Genomic DNA, 2,695 nt, shown 5'->3' with positions numbered 1-2,695 from the left:
CCCGCGCCGCAGGCCGCGCCGCCGCCCCCCGCGGCGGCCGCGGGCACGGTCACCTACCGCATCACCGGCAACCGCCAGCTGCTCGACCTGGTGACCGTGATCTACACCGACGAGCAGGGCGCGCTGCAGACCGACGTGAACGTGGCTCTGCCGTGGTCGAAGACGTTGGTGCTCAATCCCGGCGTGACGCTGAGCTCGGTGACCGCGACGAGCGTGTCCGGTCAGCTCAACTGCGCGATCCTGGACGCCAACGGCTCGCTGATCGCGGCGCAGAACAACAACTCGATCATCACCAACTGCACCCGGTGACCTTCACCGCCGAAACCGCATTCCACGCGGCAATTCCCGCCTGAGGACCGCGTGGAATGCGGTTTCGGCGGAAAGCCAGGCCGGGTCAGGCGAGGCCGAGCTCCTGCATGCGGCTCGCGTGGGTGTTCTGCAGGCGGTCGAAGAAGTCGGTCATGTGCGACAGCCCGCCCCCCGACATCACCAGATCGACCAGTTCGTCGTGTTCGGCCAGCACGAACTGGGCCTGGGTGATCGCTTCGCCCAGCAGCCGCCGCGACCACAGCGCCAGCCGGTGCCGCTGCCGGTCACTGGCCGTCACCGCGGCGCGCACCTCGGCCACCACGAACTGGGAGTGGCTGGTCTCCGACAGCACCGAACGCACCACGTCGGCCACCTCGCCGGGCATCACGTCGGCGATCTCCAGGTAGAAATCGGCGGCCAGCGCGTCGCCGATGTAGGTCTTGACCAGCGCCTCCAGCCAGGTGCTCGGCGTCGTCAGCCGGTGGTAGTTCTCCAGCGCGGACGCGTACTTCGTCATCGCGGGGACGATGTCGACACCGCGGCGCGCCAGCGCGTCGCGCAGCACCTCGTAGTGGTTCATCTCGGCGGCCGCCATGCTGGCCATGTTGATCCGGCCGTTCAGGTTCGGCGCCATCCGCGCCTCCTCGGTGAGGCGGTAGAACGCCGCGACCTCCCCGTACGCGAGCAGCGCGAACAGCTCGTTGATGCCGGGATGCCCGGACGAGACGCGCGAACCCGCCGGTCCCTCCGGCTCGCTCGCGCGGGCGGATTCAGCGGCCGCTGACGGAGTCGAAGACATGGACCAACTCTAGACTCCGGGCCCGGCGATGCGGCTCGCGCTTGCTAGACCGGCTACCATGGGACGCGGTGTCGGCGCAGGTGCCGACGGATCGAACCATTCGCCGGCCTCTCTGGCCGCAGACACCTAAGAAATGTGCGTGCACGCGGCGGCCCGCCTCCTCAGCGCAGGGCCCGGCGAAGTTCTCTTCACAACTCGTGCGCGCGTGGAACGCATGAGGAATAAGTGAAAGGCTTCGTTTCCTGAGCATGACACCCGTAACTACACATCAAAACCCCACATTCGCCCAGCTCGGAGTACGCGACGAGATCGTCCGCGCGCTCGCCGAGGAAGGCATCGAGCACGCTTTCGCGATCCAGGAGCTGACCCTGCCGCTCGCGCTGGCCGGCGACGATCTCATCGGCCAGGCCCGTACCGGCATGGGTAAGACCTTCGCCTTCGGCGTGCCGCTGCTGCACCGGATCACCACCGACACCGAACGGCCGCTCACGGGCATCCCCCGCGCCCTGATCGTCGTCCCGACCCGCGAGCTGTGCATCCAGGTCTACGAGGACCTCCTCGGCGCGTCGAAGTACCTGATGGCCGACGACACCCGCAAGCTCACGGTGACCGCGATCTACGGCGGACGCCCCTACGAGCCGCAGATCGAGGCGCTGCAGAAGGGCGTCGACGTCGTCGTCGGCACCCCGGGCCGCCTGCTCGATCTGGCCCAGCAGGGCCACCTGCAGCTCGGCGGGCTCAGCGTGCTGGTCCTCGACGAGGCCGACGAGATGCTCGACCTGGGCTTCCTGCCCGACATCGAGCGGATCCTCAAGCAGATCCCGGCCAAGCGCCAGGCCATGCTGTTCTCGGCCACCATGCCGGACCCGATCATCACCCTGGCCCGCACGTTCATGACCCAGCCGACACACATCCGCGCCGAGGCGCCGCACTCGTCGGCCACCCACGACAGCACCGAGCAGTTCGCCTACCGTGCGCACGCGCTCGACAAGGTCGAGATGGTCGCCCGCATCCTGCAGGCCGAGGGCCGCGGCGCGACGATGATCTTCACCCGCACCAAGCGCACCGCGCAGAAGGTCGCCGACGAGCTGGCCGAGCGCGGCTTCAAGGTCGGCGCCGTGCACGGCGATCTGGGACAGGCCGCGCGCGAGAAGGCGCTGAAGTCGTTCCGCACGGGTGAGGTCGACGTGCTGGTCGCCACCGACGTCGCCGCGCGCGGCATCGACATCGACGACATCACCCACGTCATCAACTTCCAGATCCCCGAGGACGAGCAGGCCTACGTGCACCGCATCGGCCGCACCGGCCGCGCGGGCAAGACCGGCATCGCCGTCACCCTGGTCGACTGGGACGAGCTGCCGCGCTGGACGATGATCGACAAGGCGCTGGGCCTGGACACCCCCGACCCCGCCGAGACCTATTCGAACTCGCCGCACCTCTACGAGGAACTCAACATCCCGGCCGACGCCGGCGGCTCCATCGGCAAGGCGGCGCGCACGGCGGACAAGCCCAAGCGCGAGCGACGCGAGGACGGTGAGCGGCGCGAGCCCCGCGAGGACGGCGACCGTCCGGCGCGTAACCGCACCC

The 2,695-nt window shown here is 69.1% G+C and carries 2 protein-coding genes and 1 pseudogene; 2 read left to right on the top strand and 1 reads right to left on the bottom strand.

The window, feature by feature from the left end; genetic code table 11:
- Positions 1 to 309: pseudogene (locus tag MVA01S_RS29455) on the top strand (hypothetical protein); the annotation flags it as partial.
- Between the two features lie 85 nt (positions 310 to 394).
- Here MVA01S_RS29455 and MVA01S_RS29450 read toward each other — a convergent pair.
- Positions 395 to 1,108, bottom strand: coding sequence for a ferritin-like fold-containing protein (locus tag MVA01S_RS29450; protein ID WP_003929161.1), 714 nt, complete (start codon positions 1,106 to 1,108; stop codon positions 395 to 397).
- A 248-nt stretch (positions 1,109 to 1,356) separates the two neighbouring features.
- On the opposite strand from MVA01S_RS29450, the gene MVA01S_RS29445 reads away from it, so the two are divergent.
- Positions 1,357 to 2,695 (top strand): DEAD/DEAH box helicase (locus MVA01S_RS29445; RefSeq protein ID WP_060941820.1); only part of this gene is annotated, 1,339 nt, incomplete at its 3' end.

This window comes from Mycolicibacterium vaccae NBRC 14118 = CIP 105934 (assembly GCF_001552715.1).
In the GTDB taxonomy this organism is placed as follows: Bacteria; Actinomycetota; Actinomycetes; order Mycobacteriales; family Mycobacteriaceae; genus Mycobacterium; species Mycobacterium vaccae.
The sequence above is the reverse complement of the archived record's forward strand: the minus strand, read 5'-3'. Positions and strand labels throughout refer to the sequence as shown.

Bases quoted from the DNA above. Each gene is read 5' to 3' on its own strand.
- MVA01S_RS29450 (WP_003929161.1), bottom strand. From the start codon at position 1,108: ATGTCTTCGACTCCGTCAGCGGCCGCTGAATCCGCCCGCGCGAGCGAG.